Raw genomic sequence first — 19,996 nt, forward strand, 5'->3', positions numbered from 1 at the left:
GGGCCAGGCCCTCACGCGCGGTGCCATCAAAACCTTTGAAACTCCCGGCGGAGCGCGCCCTGCTCTCCGTGTGACATGGCGTCCGCAACGAATGATCGACAAGAATCAGATTGCAGCAGAGCAGGCAATTTTTCGAAGCTTCGCAAACAGCTACCTGCGGGAACTGAATCCCGGTGTTCCGGTTTTCCACCGCGTCGGCGACCGGAATTTCGACTGCGCCGAGATTGCGCTGCCGTCACGGCACGCCGCGCTGCGTGTCGAAGTCAGGTCCCGGTCGCTTTGCGGCATGCATCTGTTCGGGCGGATATGGATGCGGCAAGGCACCGGGCCGAACTGGCACGAGATCGAGCCTATCCTTGCCATTCATCTGCTGGTGCTGGGTGCAAGGGAAACCGGCCCGGCCGCGCACCGCCAGGCCGACATCGAGCTTGTCGAACGGATTCTCCAGAGCTGCCAGGCGACCAAACGCTATCTCGACGCCGCCGAGGCAGCGCCGCTGTCGCCAATGGGCTTCATCGGCGCGGAGCAATCGCTGGTTTTCGGCCATCCGCTGCACCCGACGCCGAAGAGCCTGCAAGGCATGGCCGACTGGCAGCAGGCGGTCTACGCTCCCGAACTGCGCGGCGGTTTTCAACTGACCTATTTTGCTGCCGCGTCCCGGCTTGTGCGGGGCGATTCGGCAGGCGCGCCAGTGACGTCGATCGTCGGGGCGCTGCTGGGAGACGATGCCGGCAAGGTCGGCGTCGGCGAAGGCGAGACGCTAATCCCCATGCACCCTTTGCAGGCGCAGGCCCTGATGCTGGAACCGGCAGTGCGGGCGCTTATGGCGTCCGGACAGATAAGGCATCTCGGACCGGCCGGCCCGCTGTTCACCGCGACCTCGTCGGTGCGCACCGTCTATTGCGAAGAAGCCGCCTGGATGCCGAAATTCTCGCTGCCGGTGCGCATCACCAACTCGAAGCGCGTCAACCGGCGGCACGAGCTGGAGGCCGGCGTGGCCGTGGCGCGGCTGTTCCAGCGCGCCGGGATCGACGGCTTCGACCCGCGCCTCGGTTTTCTGCATGACAGCGCCTATGTGACGCTGGATTTCCCCGGACAGGCCGAGAGCGGTTTCGAGGTCATCTTCCGCGAAAACCCGTTCCAGCGCCGGGCGGACGATCCGGTCATCACGGTTTCGGCGCTGACCGCCGAACCGCTTCCCGGCGACCGGTCGGTGCTGGAGAACGTTGTAAGGCGGGTGGCGCGCGACCAGGATGTCTCTGTGCGGATGGCCTGCCGCCGCTGGTTCGCGGCCTATCTCGACTGCACGCTCGACCCGCTGGTGCGGCTCTACGACCGGTTCGGCGTGGCGCTGGAGGCGCACCAGCAGAACAGCCTGCTCGATCTTTCGCAGGACGGCCTGCCCGGCCGCTACCTCTACCGCGACAGCCAGGGGTTCTACCTCTCCAACGCCTTCAAGGCGCGCTGGTATGGCGTCGTGCCCGAGGTCGTGCAGATCCGCAGCCTGTTCTTCGACGACCGCGAGATCCGCGAACGCTTCGCCTACTACCTCGTCGTCAACCAGATTTTTTCCGTCGTGGCGCGCGCCGGCCATGACGGTTTGGCGAGCGAGGCGGAGTTGCTCGGCATGCTGCGGGCGCGGCTGAAGGCGCTCGCGGGAGAACTCACCGGCGTCGGCGGGGAATTCGCTGCCGGCCTGCTCGACCGGCCGAACATCACCGCCAAGGCAAACCTCGCGATACGCCTGCGGGATGTCGACGAACTCGCGGACGCCAGCGGCATGCTCTACACGCATTTCCCCAATCCGCTGAGCCGCGCCGGGCTGTTCATGGCCGCCGAGACCGCGCATGCCATTGCCTCCTGACCTCAACGGTACGCCGGAGCGGCGCGTCATGCGCCAGTTGGCGGAGGCTTTGGTTTATGAAGGCCTGGTCGACTGCGCGGTGTCATGGCGCGGCGGAAAATGCCGCTTCGAATGGCGGCATGAAGGCGCCGGCATACGTTGCCAGGGTTTTATCGGTGCGTTCGGCCGGGTGCGGTTCGATGCCGGAACGCTGGAATATGGTCATGCCGGACGGTGGCGCCCTGCGACGCTGACCGACGTCATTGCGAGCGCCGGAGGCTGCCCCGAAAAACGGGCGGCGCTCAGCTTCGAACTGGACCGGACGCTGGATTTCTGCCGCTGGAACGCTGAAAACCTGCCGCCCCGGCCGCGTCGTAGCCTGCCGTTCGCGCGGCTGGACAGCGCGATGGATGAGGGCCACCCCTATCATCCCTGCTTCAAGGCGCGGACCGGCTTCGACCATGGCGATCACGCCGCTTATGGTCCGGAAGCCGGCAATGCCTTCCAGCTGGTTTGGCTGGCCATCGCCCCGGAGCGGCTGCATTCGGCGTTCCCCGTCGATGAGCAGGCCTTCTGGACGTGGGAACTCGGGGCGGAAAGTTTTGCGGTGCTGGATGAGCGGCGCGCCGGGCTCGACGACCATGCAAAACGGTTCGGCCTGATGCCGCTGCATCCGTGGCAGTGGATTGCCTTGCGGGAGACCGAGCTTTCGGGCTGGCTGGCCGACGGTTCGGCCGGCTTCCTCGGCGAGGCCGGCGACTTTTATACAGCCAGCCAGTCGGTGCGGACGCTGTTCAACCGCGACCACCCGCGACGCGCCAATCTCAAGCTGCCGATGAACCTCGTCAACTCGTCGGCGAGACGCATCCTCGAACCCTATTCGGTGTGCAGCGCGCCGGCGATCAGCCGCTGGCTGAAGGATCTTGTCGCCGGCGATCCGCTGTTTGCGGAGCGCTACCCGCTCACAATCCTCGGCGAATATGCCGGAACCATCGCCGACCGGGACGGGCCGCTGGCGGGACAGGTCGCGGCAATCTGGCGCGAGGACGTGACGGCTTTCCTGGAGCCGGGCGAGACTGCCGTGCCCCTCAACGCGCTGATGATGCTGGAGGAGGACGGACGGCCGTTCATTGCCGACTGGATCGACCGCCATGGGTTGGACGCCTGGGTCGGCAAAATGGTCGATACGGTGGTGATGCCGCTGTGGCACCTGCTCGCCGGGCACGGCGTTGCCACGGAATGCCACGGCCAGAACCTGATCCTGATCCATCGCGACGGCTGGCCGCTGCGGCTGGCGATGCGCGATTTTCATGACAGCGTCGAATATGTGCCGGGGTTTCTGCGCGATCCTGGCATGGTGCCCGATTTCGTTGCGCTGAATCCCAACTATCGCGACGCGGCGCCCAACGAGTACTACTGGATGGAGAGCCCCAAATTGCTGGGCGAGCTCTTCCTCGATTGCCTGTTCGTCTACAACCTCGCCGAAATCTCGCACCTGCTGCGGTCGAGCTATGGCCTCGACGAGGCCAGCTTCTGGCTGGATGTCGGCAGGCGGATGCAGGCCCATTCCCTCGAGTTCGGGCTGACGCACCGGCAGGCCGCGCTCGGGCTGTTCGAGCCGCGCATCCGCACGGAATCGCTGCTCAGGCGAAAGCTTTCGCCGCCGGGCGCTGAGTGCGCCCACGAAATCCCGAACAGCCTGGCAGGCGCCTAAGGAGACACGAGACATGATCAGCATCAACGACACGGTCTTCGACCAGGCCTATTTTCGGGACGCAGGCGAGCGCATCGCCGCGGCCGCCCAGTTCGACAAACGCGCCGGCGACCGCTTCGCCGTCTGCTTCTCCGAGGCGCAGGACTGGCTGGCGTTCTTCTTCGCGGCGCGCGCCGCCGGCGTGGGCGTGCTGCCGCTGCATCCGTCGACACCCTATGCGGCGGCGCGGCGCCAGGCAGAGACGGCGGGGTGCAACTGGCTGATCTACAACCGGCTTGAGGGCGAGCCGATCGTCGAGGAGCGGGCCGGCGAGCCGGGGCAGCTCCTGCAGATGAGTTCGGGCACGACCGGCGAGCCGAAGTGTATCGCGCGGGCCTGGAGCGACATCGACGACGAGGTCGAGACCTATGTTTCCTTCTTCACGGAACCGCAGGACATGACGCCGCTGGTCGCTTGCCCGACCACCCATTCCTACGGCCTGATCTGCGGCATACTGGTGGCGCTGAAGCGGGGGCAGACGCCGGCGATACTGGACACCGGCAATCCAAAGTTCCTGCTGCGCAAGCTGCGCGAGACCGAGCGGCCCTACCTGATCTCGTCGCCGGCGATCCTGCACACGCTGGCGCGGTTGCTGCCGGCGGGCGAGCAGATGCATGCGACGATGACCTCCGGCACCTTGCTGCCCGAACCTTGGTTCGAGACGATCCGGGCCAAGTCCAGAAACATGTTCCAGCAATATGGCTGCTCGGAAGCCGGCTGCATTGCCATCAATGCCGACGTGCAGGCTGCCAACGAGGTCGGCCGCGTGCTGCCACGCTTCTCGCTACGCGATGCGGGCACGGCCGGCGAGCCGAAAGAAATCGCCGTGGAGCGCGCCGGCGTGGCGGTGGAGACCCGCGACCTCGGCTATCGCCGCGACGACGGCATGCTGGTGTTCCTCTCGCGCCTCGACGACCTGATCAACGCTTCCGGCCTCAACGTCTATCCGAAGGAAGTGGAGGACGTGGTGATGACTTTCGCCGGCATCGGCGATGCGGTGGTGTTCCGCAAGCAGGATAGTTTTGCAGGCGAGCGCGTCGCGCTACTGTTCAGCGCCGAGCAGGCGGTCGACCAGAGGCAACTCCGGCAATGGTGCGCCCAGCGCCTGGCCGCGCACCAGATGCCGACGGAAATCCTTCAGACGGAACGCATCCCGCGCCAGGCGAACGGCAAGATCAGCCGGCGCGACGTGGCCGCGCGCTACGCCGCCGGCGAATTCGAAGCGGTGCGGACGGAGGCGGCATAGTGACCTACGATCAGGTGCTCGGCGCGATCGAGACGATTTTGCGCGACAAACTCGAGCACAAGCATGTGGCGGCGTTCGCCCCGCAGGCGCGGCTGAACGAGGATCTTTACCTCGATTCCGTGCTCATCCTCGAAATCATGCTGGCGCTGGAACTCGACCATGGCGTCGCCTTGCCCGAGGAGACAATCAGCCGGCAGGACCTGGACACGGTCGACGATCTGGCGCGGCTGTTCGTCGAAGCGCCGCAGGCCAGCGAGGCGTCAGCAAAGCCGGCCAGGGAATTGGCCTTCACCCGCGCCGAGGCGGAAGCGGCGGAGCGGGTCGGCGTGCATGGCGAGGACTATGTCGACATCAAGGTGCATTGCTTCGTCAGCAATGTCTGCCATGCGGTAAAGCAGCGGGGGCTCGACCACCGGCCGTTCTTCTTCGGCGTCTGGGATGCGGGCTTCGCCGTCGACGAGCGCTGGCGGCTGGCCTATCACACGGCGGAGATCAATCACGACTTCTTCCGCGACTGGTTCGAGCGCCTGTACGGGCCGAAAGTCCGGCAATGGTATCGCCCGGACGCCAGCAAGGAAGACAACCTTTCGACCATGCTCGGTTTGCTCGCCGGCAAGAAGCCGAGCGAGTTCCTGATGGTGATGCTCGACCTCTTCCACCTGCCGGAGCGCGAGAACAAGTTCAACCAGAACCCGTTCCCGCACTATCTGATGCTGGAGGAGACGGGGGACCCGGACGTCTGGATGGTGCTGGACCCGGATTTCCGCTGGGAAGGCAGGATCGACAAGCAGAAGGTGATCAACGCCATCATGCAGCCGACTGTGGCGGGCGGCTTCATCTTCGACGCGGCCGACATCAGAAAACCTTCGGCGCTCGGCCTGCGCGACTATTTCCTCGCCTGCTTCCACGAGGACGAGAACCTGCTCACAAGCGCGACGCGCGACATCGTGCAGGCGCATGTCGAAGGCCGCGACGGCGTGGCGCTCTCCGACCTGTCGACGGCGCTGCGCGAATTGCCGGTGATCTCGATCCGCAAATATGCGCTGGAGCACGGTTTTGCGTTCTTCTGGCGGTCGCTGCAGCTTTCCAATGCCGAGTTCGACACGATCTGCGACGACATCGAGGCGCTGATCCAGGAGTTCAAGGCGCTGCATTATGCCGTGATGAAGCTCAGCCAGACCGGCGACGAGGCGCTGGCGGCGCCGGTGTTCGAAAAACTCGATGCGCTGGACGCGATGGAGCGCGCGCTCAAGGGCCGCCTCGCCCAGACCTACCGCATCTGGTGCGATACCCGCGGCCTGCCGCACACGCCGCGCCACGACATCGAGGAGGCCGTCGCATGAGACTGTCGCTCTGCACCATCACCTTCCGCCATCACCTGCTGTCGCTGGAAGACATCGCGCGCTGGGCGGCCGCCAGCGGTTTCCAGGGCGTCGAGCTTTGGGCCGCGCACGCGCGCAACATGCAGCATCTCACCGACCGGGATGCCGCCTGGATTGCGTCGTTCGGGCTTTCCGTGCCCATGCTCAGCGACTACCTGCCGCTCGACGAGGATCTGGCGTCGCTGCGCCATGCCACGTCGAATCTCTGCCGGCTGGCCCGCCGCTGGGGCGCCCGCAAGGTGCGGACCTTTGCCGGCAAATCGGCGAGCCGCGACACCTCGCCGGAGACGCGCTGGCGGCTGTCGGCGCGGATGAAGGACGCCTGCATGATCGCGCAGGACCAGGGCTGCAAGGTGCTGGTCGAGACGCATCCGGGAACGCTTGCCGACACGCTCGCATCGACGCTGCGCCTGATCGAGGAGGTCGACCACCCGGCGCTCGGCATCAATTTCGACACGTTGCATGTCTGGGAAGGCGGCGACGACCCGCTCGCCGCGCATCGCGCACTGTTGCCGAGCATACAACACTATCATCTGAAGAACGTACGCTCGCGCGCCGATCTCGGGGTGTTCGAGCCTTCGAATGTCTATGCCGCGGCTGGCAAGCGGACAGGCATGACGCCGCTGTTCGACGGCGCGGTGGACTATCTGGCGTTCCTGGACGAGTTGTTCGAGCGCGAGGAGGTCGACGCCTCGCTGGAATGGTTCGGCGGCGACTGTTTTAATGTGCTCGCCAACGACGCGCGCAATCTGCGGCTGCTGAGGACGGATCGCGAAGCACCGATCCGGGCGGGGGCGGCTTAAAGCCAAAGCACGACTGATACGGCAGATTGCAACCTCGACCGGCGAGCCCCCCACTCCGGCCCTTTGGGCCACCTCGCCCCTTGCAGGGGTAGAGGAAAGGCGCTGCCGCGTTGCCGGCGCTTCTCCAGCTTGGCTTTCCTCTACCCCTGCAAGGGGAGAGGTGGCCCAAAGGGCCGGAGTGGGGGTGCTCGCGGACGGTCGATTGTCACGATCATGGGCACAGCCACAGCGTTTCGATGGAAATTGCAAGGCCGGCGCGGGTCGCGCCGGCCTTTTCGATGTCAGAACCGCGCCGTGGCGGTCAGGCGGAACGAGCGGCCCGGATCGTAGTGCGGATCCACGCCGTCGAAATCCTGCCCGTAGGCGGCGCGATCCGTGTAGTTCTCGTCGAAAATGTTGAGGGCGTCGAGACGCAGCGTGAAATCCGGCCTGGAAGGCGGTGTCCATTCGACATAGGCGTTCACCACCTCGTAGCCGGGCAGTTCTCTCTTCGGGCTGTCCGGATCGGTCGGATGCCGTACCATCGTCCCGTCATAGGCGAGGGCAATCTCCATGTCGCCGCCGACACGCAGGCCCCAGTCGTCGAAAGTGTAGCCCGCGCCGATCATGATGATCTGGCCCAGCGGCGTCGTCAGATAGCGTCCCACCTCGGAATCCGCCGTTACGCCATCCACGTCGGCCTCGATATCCGCATATTTCACGCTGATGAAGGCGGCATTCCAGTCGTAGCGGCCGCCGATCTCCCATCCCTGGGAGACGAGATCGAGTGAGCGGATCGACGTGAATTCCGGGACAGGGACACCGCGCCCGAATACCGGCAAACGCGCATTGTCGATGTCGGTGCGGAACACGTTCGCTTCGAAAGTGAACCCGCTGTAGCGCGCCTCGAGGCCGGCCGTGTAGTTGTTCGACGTAACCGGCTCCGGCCCGTCGCCATAAGTCCAGAGGGGGTTCTGGAGATAGTTTTCCGCCAGCGGAACGCCGCCCCATACATGCGAGGTGGCCGCCTTTACGGTCAGGAATTCCGGCAGGAGGTCATATTCGCCGGAAATGTTGCCGCTGATGCCGGCATTACTCCAGTCGGAATCGTCAATGCCGGTGAACCATTGCTGGTCGACACGTCCGCCGAACGAGATTCTGGTCCGGTCGAACGGCTCCAGGCGCGCTTGCGCATAAGCACCGATGTTGGTGGCGCGCTCGTCGGTGAAGAACGGTTCCGTCGGGTTCTTGTATTTCAGATCGGCCTTGTCGTTGTAGAAGTCGAAACCGGCGATCACGTTGCCGATATCCAAAGCGAACCTGTTTTCCACCTTGCCGTTGAAGCTGCCGGTCGTTCCTTCCGTAGGCGAAACCACCTCGCCAAAATATTCGGGCGCCGCAATCTGTGTCTTGCTGTAGGCGAGCACGACCTTGGGATCCCACCAGCCTTCCGGCGAGGTATCCGTGTAGGTGAAGACGGTGTTCTGCCGGCGAAGATCGTAGTTGCGCAGTTCCCTTTCAGTCGGCCGATTGAAATAGAAGTTGGCGCGGTAGGGGCGCGGCGCGTCGTCGCGCACCTGCTCGTGGCTGAGTTCGAAGCGGTGGCCTTCGAGGCTCTCATAGGCGATCTTGCCGAGCCCGGCGAGCAGGTTGGTGCTGGTGCCGGGCATCTCCTGGCCGTCGCCGGCGGTGAAGTCGCCGCCATTGCTGTAGTTGATGTAGCCGAGAATCTCGAAGCCGTCTTTCTGGCCGAAGCCGGCAAGGCCGGTTGTGTAGGTCTCGCTGTTGGTGTCCCAGATGCCGGTGACGAAGCCGCCGAAATCGCGGCCGGGCTGCAGAAGGTCGACGACGTCCTTGGTCTCGAAACCGAGCGAGCCGCCCAGCGCGCCGGGGCCGGCATCGGCCGGCGCCACGCCAGCCTGTATCGACACCGCCTTCAGCAGCGCGGGGTCGATCAGGTAGGTGCCGTTGTGGTGGAACACCTTGTTGTTCTGCCGCGAACCGTCGACGGTGACCGCAAGATTGTTCTCGTCGACGCCGTTGACGTAGATTTTCTGCGTGCTGGGAATCGCCCCGCCGACAGCGATCTGCGGTTCGCCCATGAACAGCTCGCGCAGATCGCGCGGCATCGTGCGCTCGATGTCCTCGGGGCTGATGGTGATCAGGTCGGCACCGGCCGACGCGGGCGCGCCGGCGCCGACATCGATGACGATGGTATCGAGCTGCGTGGCGCCATCCGGCGTGGTCTGGCCTTCTTCCTTTTCCTCGGTGTTTGTCGTGCGGGCTTCTGTTTCCCGCACCGGAGCGGACTGCGCGAAAGCTTCCGGACCCATCAAAATCGACATCGCGGTGCAGACGGTTAGCGCCCGCAAAATTTCGGATGACCTCAACTGAATTTCCCCTTGCTGACCATGTCCCCGCGCCGGTGTCAAACACTCGACTACATCTGCCATAACGCATCGGTTGCGCTGCGGCAATAAACTTGATAAGAAAAATCCAGTTTATACAACCCGTTGAAACTGCTGCGCTCTTGCGCGCGGCAGCGATCGGCGTTTGGTCAGGCGTGATGCAGGACGGTCAGCCTGCCGGCCATGGTTTCGACCCGCATCGGGAAGCCGAAAACCGTCTCCAATATGTCGGGGCGGATGATCTCGCGGGTCTCGCCCGACACGGCGATGCGGCCGTTTTTCATGGCGACAACCCGGTCGGCATAGGCCGCCGCGTGGTTGATATCGTGCAGCACCACCAGCACGGTCTTGCCGTGCGCGTCGGCCATCGTCCGCAGCGTCCGCATCAGTTCGCGCTGATGGAACATATCGAGATTGTTCAGCGGCTCGTCGAGCAGGATGTAATCCGTGCCCTGGCAGAAGGTCATGGCAACCAGCGCCCGCTGCCGCTGCCCGCCGGACAGGGTATCGATGAAACGCGCGGCCAGATCGGCCAGGCCGAACTGCTCCAGCGTTTTCGCGACGATCGCGCGATCCTCGGCGGTCAGCCGTCCGCCGCTGTGCGGAAAACGGCCGAAGCCGACCAGTTCGGCGACACGCAAGCGGCTTGCGACGCCCGGATCCTGGCGCAGGATTGCCATCACCTTCGCCAGTTGCCGGGTCGGCGTCGTGTCGACCGGCAGGCCGCCAACCGTGATATGTCCCGTCTGGAGCGGACGCAGTCGGGCTATCAGCGACAGCAAGCTGGACTTGCCGGCGCCATTCGGGCCGACGAGTGCCGTCACCCCGACCTTGGGCAGCGCCAGGCTGACCCGATCGAGGATCAGGCTGCCGCCGAGCGTCACCGAAACGTCCGATACCTCGATCATCGCCTGCCTCGTGCAAAAAGCATGGCGAGAAAGACCAGGCCGCCGACGAACTCGACGACGATGCCGAGCGTGCCTTCGCCCCCGAGGACGTGACGCAGCAGCGTCTGGCCGCCCACCAGCACGATCACCGCGACCAGCGCGGCGGCGGGCAGCAGCATGGCATGGCGGCCCGTGCCGACGATGCGCTCGGCCAGCGATACCACCAAGAGGCCCAGAAACGCCATCGGTCCGACCAGCGCCGTCGACGCGGACACGAGGGCGGCGACCAGCACCAGCAGGCCGGCGGCGGCGGCCCGCCAAGCGACGCCCAGGCCCACCGCGGTGTCGGCGCCGAGCGCGATCACGTCGAGCACATGACGCGACCGCCAGGCGATGGCGACGCCGGCCAGGGTTATCAACCCTGCGGGCAGCAGGAGTTCGGGTTCGACGGCGTTGAAGCTTGCGAAGACCGCGCCTTGCAGCACGGCGAAATCGTTGGGGTCGATGAGCCGCGCCAACAGAGCGGAGAGCGAGCGGAACAGCACGCCGAGCACGACGCCGGTGAGCAGCAGCAGCGTAAGGTCGAACCGCCGGCTCAGCATCGGCAGGAACAGCGCCAGCGCCAGGCCGGTCATGGCGACAAAATTGCCGAGGAAATGCAGGCGCGGATCGATGCCGGCAAAGCCAAGGCCGCTCAGCGAAAAGACCAGCGCCGTCTGGCAGAATATGAAGAGCGCATCCAGCCCCATGATCGACGGGGTGACGATGCGGTTGGCGCAAACCGTCTGGAACACCACGGTCGATACGGCGACCGCGACACCGACGGCCACCATGGCGGCAAGGCGGACCGCGCGCAGTTCCAGCGCCAGCGCGAGGTCGCCACGCAGGCCGATCGTCATGAAAGCCGCGCAGACCAGAACGACGACGACGGCCATCAAGGCGAGCCGGCGCTCGGGCCGGTCCAAACCGGCAATCATTGCGGCGTCAGCCATCGCCACGCCGGGAAAAGAGCAGACCGAGGAAAAGCACTGCGCCGACCACGCCAAGTACCGTGCCGACCGGGATCTCGTAGGGGAAACGAATCAGCCTGCCGGCGATGTCGCAGGCAAGCACCAGCGCCGCGCCGGTGCCGGCCACCCATGGCAGGGTGCCGCGCAAATTCTCACCGGCCAACCGCGAAATCAGGTTCGGTGCGACGAGACCGACGAAGGGGATGGTGCCGACGACGACGACGGTCAGCGCGGTGATGGCCGAGACGATGACCAGCCCGAGCCTGAGCACGGCTGCGTAGTTGAGGCCGAGCCCGATGCTGACGTCCCTGCCCATCGACAGGATCGTCAGGCGGTCGGCGGTCCACCAGGCCAGTGCTACAAGAGCGCCGGCAACCCATAGGAGTTCATAGCGGCCGCGCAGGACCCCGGAGAATTCGCCCGTCGTCCATATTTCGAGATATTGCAGCAGGTCGAGACGCCAGGCGGCAAAGGTCGCCGCAGCACCCACGACGCCGCCATAGACGAGACCGAACAGCGGCACGAGAAACGGCTGCGTCGGCGGCAGGCGATGGACGAGCGCCAGGAACACCGCGGTCCCGGCAAGCGCGGTGGCGGCCGCACCCAGCGCCTTCCATCCGAGCGGCGCTTCCGGCCAGAGCAGCGTCACGGCCAGGATGCCGAGTGCCGCGGACTGCGCCGTGCCCGCCGTGGACGGCTCGACAAAACGGTTGCGGGCCAGCGTCTGCATCACCAGGCCGGCAATCGCCAACGCGCTGCCGGCCAGCAGCGCGGCACATGTGCGCGGCAGCCGGCTGACGACGACCAGCCGCAGGGCCTCCGGATCGGAGAACAGCGTCCGCATCGAAAGCGCGCCGACGCCGACAAACAGGCTGGCTGTCGTCAGCGCCAGCAGCAGCGCGAGACCCGTCGCCTGAAGCATAAAATCCGGGCAGCGGGCGGCAGCGACAGTCATCAGGGCTTCGAGAATGCGGTCCGGATGGTGTCGAGCACGCGCGTCATGGAGCCGACGCCGCCGGCCGCGATGTAGAAATCGGCTGCAGGCAGATAGACGACCTGTCCCTTCTTCCAGGCGGTGGTTTCCGCCACCAGTTCGTTGTCGAGCGTCGCCCTGGCGTTCTGCTCGCCGGAGCCGATCGCGGCGGCGCGGTCGACGACGATCAGCCAGTCGGGATTGGCCTCGCGGATGAATTCGAAGGAGACGGCCTCGCCATGGGTGGCGGCCTCGACATCGTCGACCGCGGGAGGGAGTCCCAGCGCCGAATGCACCCAGCCGAAACGGGAGCCCCTGCCGTAAGCCGTCACTTTCGGACCGCTGGTCATCAGGATCAGCGCCCTGCCCTTGTCCTTGACGGCGCCACGCGCCGCGGCAAGCGCGGCATCGAGTTCCGCGGCGCGGCTGGCGGCCTCCTTCTCTTTTCCCGTCAGCTTTCCGTAAGCCGCAAGGCGCTGTTTGGCCTGCGCAAAAAGGTCGTCGCCGTTCATCGTCATGTCTATGGTCTGGGCGACCCGGCTCGCCGCCGCCAATTGCGGCGAAGAGCGGCCACCGATGATGATCAGATCAGGTGCGACGGCGCTGAGCGCTTCGAGATCGGGCTCGAAGATGGTTCCCACCACGTCCGTGCCATCCTTCAGCCCCGCCAGTTCAGGCACATAGAGCCTATCGGGCAGGCCTGCGATCTTCACGCCGAGGCTGTCCAGCGTGTCGATCGCCGCGATGTCGAAGACCGCGAGGGTTTTGGGGACTGTGTCGATATCGACCCTTCCCAGCGCCGTCTCGATCTCCATTGCCGATGCGTGGGCAAGGAAAAGCGCCAGGGCCGGCAGCGCCAGGGCCGATGCGAGCCATCTCATGAGCGAATTCCGAACCGGACAGAGGATTTCAGCCGTGCCAGGCAAGCGGCTGAAGATTCTCGCGGAAGGCGAAGCGGATGAGATGCGATTCGATGACGTGCTTGGTGTCTTTCAGGCCTTCCGCGTCGGCGGCCTCCAGCTCGATGTCGAGGTTTTCGGCACCGGCACTCATTCGGGCGGTGCCGCAGGAAAAGCGGCATTCACCATGCCCGTCGGCATAGTTGGCGTCGATCTTGTGACCGAAATGCTTGCAGAGCTGCTGGATGTATTTGTCGGCGTGCGGGGTTTGGCAGCGCGCGGTCGCGGTGAGCATGATCACCTCTTTTACATGAGTTTTTTACTCCAGTTATCGCAAGCTGGCTTGCTGGGCAAGGTCAGGTCGGAAATTGAGTGGCGGGAGCGAGCCGGCACGCGCGGGGTACTGCCTCGCGTCGGGAAGCTGCCGGAGGCGCAAGCATCACCTTGGCCGGACTCGCGCTCAAAACGGCACGTTGATGCGCAGCATGCCGGAATTGCTGGACGTATCCTCCGAGAACTCGCCGGCATATTGCAGCTCGATGTCCATGCCGCCGATCTTCGACAGGTGCAGGCCGGCGCCGACCTTGAACAGCACGTCGTCCATCGGCAGCGATGCCTCGAACATGCCGACGCCGGCTGGCGCGCCGCTCAGCCTGGCGTCGGCGGTCCATTCGTCCGCCGTCGAGAAGCTGGCGCCGACATAGGCGTAGGGCCGCAGCATGTAGTCGGCGCCCATGGCAACCGAACCGCCGATCTCGATCATCGGCGAGGCGACGAAGGCGAATTCGTCGCTGCCCTCGACCTTGAGCCCGGCCACGCCCGCCCCGCTCTCGGTATAGCCCGACATGCGGGTGTAGACCGCGTCGAGGTCGAGATAGGGTTTTACGTAATAGTCCGTGCCGGCGAAGGTGCGGGCGACGCGGAAGCGCAGCGAACCGCCATAGACGTCGGGCGAGCTTTCGGCGGAACCGGCCAGGCCCGGAATGCCGACTCGCTCCATGTCGTAGCTGCCGTAGCTGGCGCTGATGACGCCGGCGAACAGCCATGGTCCCATCTCGCGCTTCAGCGCCGCGCCGAGGAAACCTGCATCGCCCGAGCCGCTGACCAGGCCGTCATCGCCGTCGATGTTGCTGTGCTGGTAGGCGCCAGCGAGGCCGAGGAACCAGCCGGGCGCGAGATCGACCTGCGTGCCCATGCGGTAGGTGATGGCCTCGTCGGTATAGCCTGATGAGCCGTTCTGGTCGAAGCGGCCGCCGCTGATGTCCGCCCAGACACAGCTCGTCTCGCCGAGCATGAGGCCGCCGGCGGAGGTTTTGGGGCAGCTCATCAGTGAATCGTTGAAGCCGATGATCGTCTGCTGGAAGCGGGCGGCAGGCGCAAGGCTGACGCCAGGCAGCAGGCCGGCCAGCATGGAGGCGTAGGCGTCCTCGCCCTGCCCTGCACCGTCGTAAAGTGTTGCAAAGAGGCCGCCGAAATCGTCGTTGCCGTCGGCTTCCCAGATTTCCTGGAGATGGTCGGCGATCTCGTCGGCGCTCCTGTCCAATCCCGTGCGGTCGAAGTCGGCCGAGGCGGAGAGGCTGTAGTCCTGACCGGCCTTGGCGATGTCGATGTCGAAGGCAAGGTTTTGCGCGGTCTTGAGCGCACCCGTCGCATCGCCCTCCACGCTGAGGAACACGACATCCTTGCCCGGAAGAAGGCTTGTCGCGTTGATGTCGAGAACGCCGCCGAGCGCGGCGTCGCCACGCACGGTCAGCCGGTCCGACTTGGCTGCCGCCATGTCGAGGTCGATCGACAGCGTGCCCTCGGAGGACTGACTGAAATCGCCGGTGATTTCGGTGCCGTCGGTCTTGCCGCTCTTGCCGACGAACAGCGTTCCGCCATTGACGACATTCGCCTCGTAGAGCGATGCGCCGAGCAGCACACCGCCGGTGGCGGGCGTGGCGGCGATGGCCGACGCGGATGCCACGGCGGCCGCGGTATTGAGCGTGCCATAGTTGTTGACGCTGCCGGCGCTGTTGCCGTCGGTGTTGCTCATCAGAATATTGCCGCTGATGGTGCCGGAGTTGTTCACGGTGAGCAGACTGCCGTAGCTCCCATTGTCATCGCCGCTGTAGCGGATGGCGGTGCCCGAGCCGGCCGATACGCTGCCCCCGGCATTCACGGTCAGCACATTGTTCTTGCCGGCGGCGATCCAGACGCCCGCGCCCTGGCTGCCGCTTGCGCCGCCCGTCACCGTGCCACTGACATTGACGGTAACCGCCTCCTGATCTTCCGGGCCTTGACTCTGGGCAAAGATGCCGACCGAATTGTCGCCGGTCGCGCTTACCGTGTCGTTGACTGTGACGGTCACCAGATTGCCGATACCGGAGCCGTCCGACGACGTGCTGCCGGCAAATGCACCCGACTGGTCGCCGCCAAAGCCGCCGCCGCTGCCGATCGATTGGGCGATGACGCCGAATGCGTAGCTGCTTTTCGTCGTGACCGCCCCGTCGATCGTCACCGAAACATCGCCGCCATTGCCGATCCCGGTGCTTTGGGTGCGTGGGGTCAGCGAAATGGGACCGGATGCATCGCCGCCATAGCCGCCGCCACCGCCGATCGACTGTGCGACAATCCCATGCGAGCCGTAGCCGGTCGTGGTGATGTAGCCCGTGCCGGGAAGAGTGAGGTTGACTGCGCCACCATCTCCCTTGGCGCTCCCCTGCCCTCCGATAGTCAGGGCAGGGCCGTTGTCCGGCGTATGGATTTCCGAGGCCGCGCCGGCCACCGCGAGGCCGCCGCCGCCGCCGATCGATTGCGCGACGATGCCGAGGGCCCGACTGCCCGTCGTGGTGATGCCGACCGTCGCCGTGGACGTGACACTGCCACCATTGCCGTCAGCGTGCTCAAGGCCGCCGACCTGTATGGCATATTCGGAGGTGCCTCCATCGGCCGAGAAGGCGCCGACACCGCCGCCACCGCCGATCGACTGCAGAACAACGGCATGCGCGTCGTCCCCTGTGGTGGAAACGTACCTGTATGCGTCCATCTCGACACTGCCGCCGTCGCCGGTGCCGGCACCGCCGACCGTCAATGTGCTGTCGAAGGAGGATGTCAGGGCGGTGCCTAGACCGCCGCCACCGCCAATCGACTGCGCAAGGACGCCATAGGCGCCCGCGCCGGTCGTGGTGCTCGCGATTTCCAGGGCCGAACCGTAGTGGACACCGACGCTGCCGCCGTCGCCGTTGCTGCCCGTGCCGCCGCCGACCGAGACCGTCGCAGTGGCGGTGGCCTCGCCGTCGGCCTGCATCGATCCATTGCCGATGCCACCGCCGCCGCCGATCGACTGGGCGATCGTCGCCATCGCCCAGCGGCCCTGCGTGCCGATGTAATCGTAGAGATTGACGTTGACTGCCTCCTGGCCGGAGGTCGGGTTGAAGCTGTCGCCGTAGGATTCGCCACCGCTTGCCGCGCCGCCGACGATCACCCTGGCGTCGAGCACGTCGCTGACCTGGTCGCCGGAAATGATCGTCGACATCGTGGTGCCCGCGACGCCGCCTCCACCGCCGATCGACTGGGCGACCACGCCATGAGCCCAGTCCCCGGCTGTAACCACCGTTGGCCTCACCGCCAGATAGACCGAGTGTCCATTGCCGCCGCTGCCGCCGCTGCCGCCGAGGTTGATGGAAAGCGTTCGATCGCCCGAGAATGGGCTGTCTTCATTATAGCCCGCGGCGCCGAAGCCGCCGCCGCCGCCGAGCGATTGGGCGAGGATGCCGACGGAAAGATCGCCATAGGTGGCGACCTGAATGTGGCCACTGTCGATGGACACATCGCCGCCATTGCCGCCGTCGCCGCCGCTGCCGCCAAGATCGAGCGCAAGGCTGAAGTTGAAGCCGTTGTGGCTGCCGCTCGGGTCGCCGGCGCCGCCGACGCCGCCGCCGCCGCCGACCGACTGCGCCAAAAGTCCGACAGCCCGGTCGCCTTGAGTCTGGAGCATCAGGACCCCGCTGCACATCAAACCATCGGAGCACGCGCGGACGTCTCCGCCATTGCCGGCATCGCCGCCCCCGCCGCCGATCGCCAGTTCGATCGCTCCATCGGCGAGCCAGGTGTCCGTGGTCGTGTTGCCGACACCACCTGTGCCGCCGCCATTGCCCACGGATTGCAAGATCATGCCGTGTGCATTGTCACCGGAGGTGGAGATGGAGACGTCCGACGTGTTGGCGAACTGAACCAGCCCGCCATCGTTGCCGAAGCCGCCGCCGCCGCCGGTGCCGCTGCCGATGTTCAGCGTGGCGTTGGAAATGGCCGAGCCGTCGCCGCCCATGCCGCCGCCGCCGCCGATCGACTGGGCCAGCACGCCGTAGGCGGAATACCCGCCGGTCTGGATCGTGGAGTTGCTGCCGAGCAGGACGTCGACCTCGCCGCCGGCGCCACCGGTGCCGCCCTTGCCGCCGACCGCGACATTGGCGCTGATCAGCGACTTGTAGCCGTCGACGTCGGAAGAGCCGCCCATGCCGCCGCCGCCGCCGATCGACTGCGCAACGATGCCGTCGGCGTAGTCGCCGCTCGTGCTGATCGCCCCATTGTGATTCACGTTGATTTTCGAGCCGGTGCCGCCTGTGCCGCCCTTGCCGCCGACCTCGACGTTGAAGTCGCCGCTCATGCTAAAGGAAAAGCGATCGTAGATGTCCTTCAACTGCTTGATGGCGTTGGAGACATTGTCGAGCGTCCAGCCTGAATCGGCGCCGAGCGAGCCGCCCATGCCGCCGCCGCCGCCGATCGACTGCGCGACGACGCCATCGGAATCACGGCCCGCGGTGATGATCGATCCCTCGTTCGTGACGACGACGCCGCTGGCGCTGCCGCCCGAGCCTCCGGTCATGCCGACGCCGACATCCAGCGTGACGCTGGGCAGCGACGTGCCGCCGTCACCTTCTCCCTCGCCGCCCTCGTCCTCATCTTCGCCGGGAATGTCGACGCTGCCGGAGGCGAAAACGCTGACCCCCTGGGAGGTGCCGCCGCCGCCGCCGATGGACTGCGCAATGATGCCGCGGGCGCCGGAACCGGAGGTCTGGATGACGCTGCCGGCGCGTAGATCCACGTCGACCCCGCTGCCATAACCGCCCTTGCCGCCGCGCGAGCCAAGGCTGACGGCTGCCTGCACGCTGACCGAAGCGCCGAGACCATAGACCGTTGCATTGCCTGCGCCGCCATTGCCGCCGCTGCCACCGATAGACTGAGCAAGGATGCCGTTTGCATAATCGCCAGCAGTGATGATTTTGCTCGGCGAAGTATCCGCATCGCCGGACGAGGCGACCGACACGTTGACCGAGCCGCCATTGCCGCCGCCGCAGTCGGAACTATAGTCGGTCGAGGAACATATGCCGCCTATGGCCGCGTTGGTCTGGATGTTGAGGGAGCCGGTCGGCGAATTGAGCGTAAGCGAATAGACGGAAGCATCGCCGCCGCTGCCGCCGGCGCCGCCGTTGGAGACGGCATGGATGCCCATCGACGACTGGCCGTAGGTGTTGAGCAGCGTGTCGAGGAGGTCGACCGTCACCGCCTGGCCGTTGCCGGCCGATCCACCGGTGCCGCCCGCTCCGATGTTCATCGATACGGAGAAGGTGTTCGCGTCCTCGTCGACCGGCACACCCAGTATGATGTCGTCCAGCGTCGAGCTGCCGCCGGTTCCGCCGCCGCCGCCCGTCGACTGGGCGACGATCGCGGTCGAATTGTCGTTCGGATTGTCGCTGCTGCCGGTGGTGATGACGCTGTCGGCCAGCCAGACGTTGACGTTGCCGCCATTGCCGCCGGTGCCGCCCGATCCGCCGATGGCGACGCCGAGCGAGACACCGACGCTGAGGTCGTAGGCGCTGGCGCCGCCGCCGTCGCCGCCGCCGCCGCCGACCGACTGAGCCTTGAGACCGACGGAATCGGAACCGCTCGTGGTGATCGAGAGGCTGTCCTGGTTGACGGTCACGCTGCCTCCGGCGCCGCCGCCGCTGGCGCTGCCGCCGATCTGCAAGGTGAGAGCCGAGACGCCGACGCCGCTGGCGTCGCCACCCGTGCCTCCGCCGCGTCCCACCGATTGGGCAAGAAGGCCGGTGGCGTGATGACCCGCCGTCGTGATGTAGCCGCCGGATCCCGCGACCGAGGCGGTGCCGACGTTGATCGTACCGCCGTCGCCGCCCGCGCCCGAGCTGCCGCCGATGCCGAAGCTGGTGCCAGCGCTGAAGTCAAGCGCATCTCCGCCATTCCCGCCGCCGCCGCCTACCGACTGCGCGAGCAGGCCGAAGGCGAATTGGCCTGCGGTGGAGATCGTGCCGATATGCGCGTTCGTCACCGACCCGCCATTGCCGCCCGCGCTGCCCTGGCCGCCGACGCCGATGATGCCGGTGGCGCCTGCAGCATTGCCGCCGCCGCCGCCGATCGACTGGCCCATCAGGCCGATGGCCGCGTCGCCGGCGGTGGTGATCCGGCCGGTATTGTCGACGGTCACGCTCTCGCCGTTGGCGGTGAAATCGACCGGGGCGTCGCCGCCGATGGCAATGATGCCGCCGGCCGAGCCAGCGGAACCGCCGCCGCCTGCTATGGATTGGCCGATCACGCCGATGGCCGCATAACCGCTGGTGCTGATGGTGCCGGAATTGTCGATATCGACCGTGTTGGTCGTGCCGCCGGCGCCACCGTCACCGCCGAGTTCGACGATGAAGCCGTTGCCAACGCCGCCGGTGCCGCCGCTGCCCGCGGTCGACTGGCCGAGGATGCCATAGGCGTAGTCGCCACCGGTCCTGATTTCGGCGCCGTTGTCGACGGTCACCGCGCCCG

Annotated in this window: 12 protein-coding genes; 5 read left to right on the forward strand and 7 right to left on the reverse strand. The window is 66.1% G+C overall.

The window, feature by feature from the left end; translation table 11 throughout:
• The first annotated feature begins 91 nt into the window (after positions 1–91).
• Genes ABMA59_RS21460 through ABMA59_RS21480 form a run of 5 tightly spaced genes read left to right on the forward strand, consistent with a single transcriptional unit; the run spans position 92 to position 7,027 of the window.
• Positions 92–1,864, forward strand: a complete 1,773-nt coding sequence (locus tag ABMA59_RS21460) for an IucA/IucC family protein (protein WP_349007429.1) — start codon at positions 92–94, stop codon at positions 1,862–1,864.
• On the forward strand, positions 1,848–3,557 hold the full coding sequence (locus ABMA59_RS21465) for an IucA/IucC family protein (protein WP_349007430.1): 1,710 nt from the start codon (positions 1,848–1,850) through the stop codon (positions 3,555–3,557). The genes ABMA59_RS21460 and ABMA59_RS21465 overlap by 17 nt, the downstream gene beginning before the upstream one ends.
• 13 nt (positions 3,558–3,570) lie before the next feature.
• Positions 3,571–4,842: an AMP-binding protein gene (locus ABMA59_RS21470; RefSeq protein ID WP_349007431.1), complete on the forward strand. Its 1,272-nt coding sequence runs from the start codon at positions 3,571–3,573 to the stop codon at positions 4,840–4,842.
• Positions 4,842–6,185, forward strand: a complete 1,344-nt coding sequence (locus tag ABMA59_RS21475) for a DUF6005 family protein (protein ID WP_349007432.1) — start codon at positions 4,842–4,844, stop codon at positions 6,183–6,185. Before ABMA59_RS21470 ends, ABMA59_RS21475 begins: the two co-directional genes overlap by 1 nt.
• Positions 6,182–7,027, forward strand: a complete 846-nt coding sequence (locus ABMA59_RS21480; RefSeq protein WP_349007433.1) for a sugar phosphate isomerase/epimerase family protein — start codon at positions 6,182–6,184, stop codon at positions 7,025–7,027. The genes ABMA59_RS21475 and ABMA59_RS21480 overlap by 4 nt, the downstream gene beginning before the upstream one ends.
• Positions 7,028–7,308: 281 nt before the next feature.
• On the opposite strand, the gene ABMA59_RS21485 is transcribed toward ABMA59_RS21480, so the two are convergent.
• The 7 genes from ABMA59_RS21485 to ABMA59_RS21515 all read right to left on the reverse strand — a co-directional run bounded on the left by ABMA59_RS21485 (position 7,309) and on the right by ABMA59_RS21515 (position 19,988).
• Positions 7,309–9,396: a TonB-dependent receptor domain-containing protein gene (locus ABMA59_RS21485; protein ID WP_349007434.1), complete on the reverse strand. Its 2,088-nt coding sequence runs from the start codon at positions 9,394–9,396 to the stop codon at positions 7,309–7,311.
• 167 nt (positions 9,397–9,563) lie between these two features.
• Entirely contained in the window at positions 9,564–10,322 is a 759-nt protein-coding gene (locus ABMA59_RS21490) for an iron ABC transporter ATP-binding protein (RefSeq protein WP_349007435.1), read from the reverse strand.
• Positions 10,319–11,293, reverse strand: coding sequence for an iron chelate uptake ABC transporter family permease subunit (locus ABMA59_RS21495; RefSeq protein WP_349007436.1), 975 nt, complete (start codon positions 11,291–11,293; stop codon positions 10,319–10,321). The genes ABMA59_RS21490 and ABMA59_RS21495 overlap by 4 nt, the downstream gene beginning before the upstream one ends.
• Positions 11,286–12,266: an ABC transporter permease gene (locus ABMA59_RS21500; RefSeq protein WP_349007437.1), complete on the reverse strand. Its 981-nt coding sequence runs from the start codon at positions 12,264–12,266 to the stop codon at positions 11,286–11,288. Before ABMA59_RS21500 ends, ABMA59_RS21495 begins: the two co-directional genes overlap by 8 nt.
• On the reverse strand, positions 12,266–13,165 hold the full coding sequence (locus ABMA59_RS21505; protein WP_349007438.1) for a siderophore ABC transporter substrate-binding protein: 900 nt from the start codon (positions 13,163–13,165) through the stop codon (positions 12,266–12,268). The genes ABMA59_RS21500 and ABMA59_RS21505 overlap by 1 nt, the downstream gene beginning before the upstream one ends.
• 28 nt (positions 13,166–13,193) lie before the next feature.
• Positions 13,194–13,478 carry a DUF2218 domain-containing protein gene (locus ABMA59_RS21510; protein ID WP_349007439.1) on the reverse strand — a complete coding sequence of 95 codons (285 nt, stop codon included), beginning with the start codon at positions 13,476–13,478 and terminating at the stop codon, positions 13,194–13,196.
• A 165-nt stretch (positions 13,479–13,643) separates the two neighbouring features.
• Entirely contained in the window at positions 13,644–19,988 is a 6,345-nt protein-coding gene (locus ABMA59_RS21515) for a hypothetical protein (protein ID WP_349007440.1), read from the reverse strand.
• Between the last annotated feature and the right edge of the window lie 8 nt (positions 19,989–19,996).

It is taken from the genome of Mesorhizobium yinganensis (genome assembly GCF_040081985.1).
GTDB classification, from domain to species: domain Bacteria; phylum Pseudomonadota; class Alphaproteobacteria; order Rhizobiales; family Rhizobiaceae; genus Kumtagia; species Kumtagia yinganensis.